Origin of the sequence: Bradyrhizobium sp. (assembly GCF_016462955.1) — a bacterium.
Classification (GTDB): Bacteria; Pseudomonadota; Alphaproteobacteria; order Rhizobiales; family Xanthobacteraceae; genus Bradyrhizobium.
Map to the genome: position 1 here is coordinate 27,339 of NZ_JAEMSD010000026.1, position 1,173 is coordinate 28,511.

The following is a 1,173-nucleotide window of genomic DNA, read 5'->3' on the forward strand; positions in this document are numbered from 1 at the left end:
GTCCGGGACACGACATCGGGGTCGGGAGGACAACCGAAACCGCCTTGACTTCCGCCACATCTCCGCGGAAAGAGCCGTGGCCTTTCGAGTGATTTGGCAGGGCGGCAGGAGCGACAGGCCAAGCCATTGAAGAAGCTACACTTCTTTTCGCTGAACCAAACCCGCTTCGCCTCTCAGCCCCGTCCCCCTATATTGAGTTGATGCAAGACCAGATGCGCAGCTATCTCGACTTCGAAAAGCCCGTCGCCGAGCTCGACTCCAAGGTCGATGAATTGCGCGCGCTGGCCGCCACCGGCGCCGACATCTCTGATGAGATCGGGCGCATCGAGGACAAAGCCGCGCAGGCGCTGGCCGACCTCTATCAAAACCTGACGCCGTGGCAGAAGACGCTGGTGGCGCGGCATCCGCAGCGGCCGCATTTCAACGACTTCATCAGAGGCCTGATCACCGAATTCACCCCGCTCGCCGGCGACCGCAAGTTCGGCGAGGACGAGGCGCTGGTCGCCGGCTTCGGCCGCTTCCGCGGCGAGCCGATCTGCGTGATGGGCCAGGAAAAGGGCGATTCCACCGAGAGCCGCATCCGGCACAATTTCGGCATGGCGCGGCCCGAAGGCTATCGCAAATGCGTGCGGCTGATGGAGATGGCCGAGCGCTTCGGCCTGCCGGTGCTGTCGCTCGCCGATTCCGCCGGCGCCTATCCCGGCATCGGCGCGGAAGAGCGCGGCCAGGCCGAAGCCATCGCGCGCTCGACGGATGCGTGCCTCGCGCTGACCGTGCCGAACGTTGCGATCATCACCGGGGAGGGCATGTCGGGCGGCGCCATCGCCATCACCACCGCCAACAAGGTGCTGATGCTGGAGCACGCGATCTACAGCGTGATCTCGCCGGAAGCAGCATCCTCCATCCTCTGGCGCGACGGCACTAAGGCGCAGGAAGCCGCCAACAACATGAAGATCACCGCCCAGGACATGCTGCGCTTCGGCGTGATCGACCAGATCCTGAAGGAGCCGGTCGGCGGCGCCCACCGCGACCCCGCCGCCATGATTGCCACCACCGGCGATGCCATCGCCAAGGCCTTCGACGAGCTCCGCGGCCTGGACGGCGACGCCATCCGCAAGCAGCGGCGGCAGAAATTCCTCGATATCGGCCGGAAACTGGGCTGATTCGCCACGA

The 1,173-nt window shown here is 65.3% G+C and carries 1 protein-coding gene; it reads left to right on the forward strand.

The genetic code is table 11. The features are described from left to right. Window positions 1-200 precede the first annotated feature (200 nt). A complete protein-coding gene (locus tag JHD07_RS05175) occupies window positions 201-1,163 on the forward strand; it encodes an acetyl-CoA carboxylase carboxyltransferase subunit alpha (protein WP_291619656.1) in 963 nt (320 codons plus the stop codon). The last annotated feature ends 10 nt before the right edge of the window (window positions 1,164-1,173 follow it).

Coding starts and splice junctions, on each gene's coding strand:
- JHD07_RS05175 (WP_291619656.1), top strand. CDS start 201: ATGCAAGACCAGATGCGCAGCTATCTCGACTTCGAAAAGCCCGTCGCC.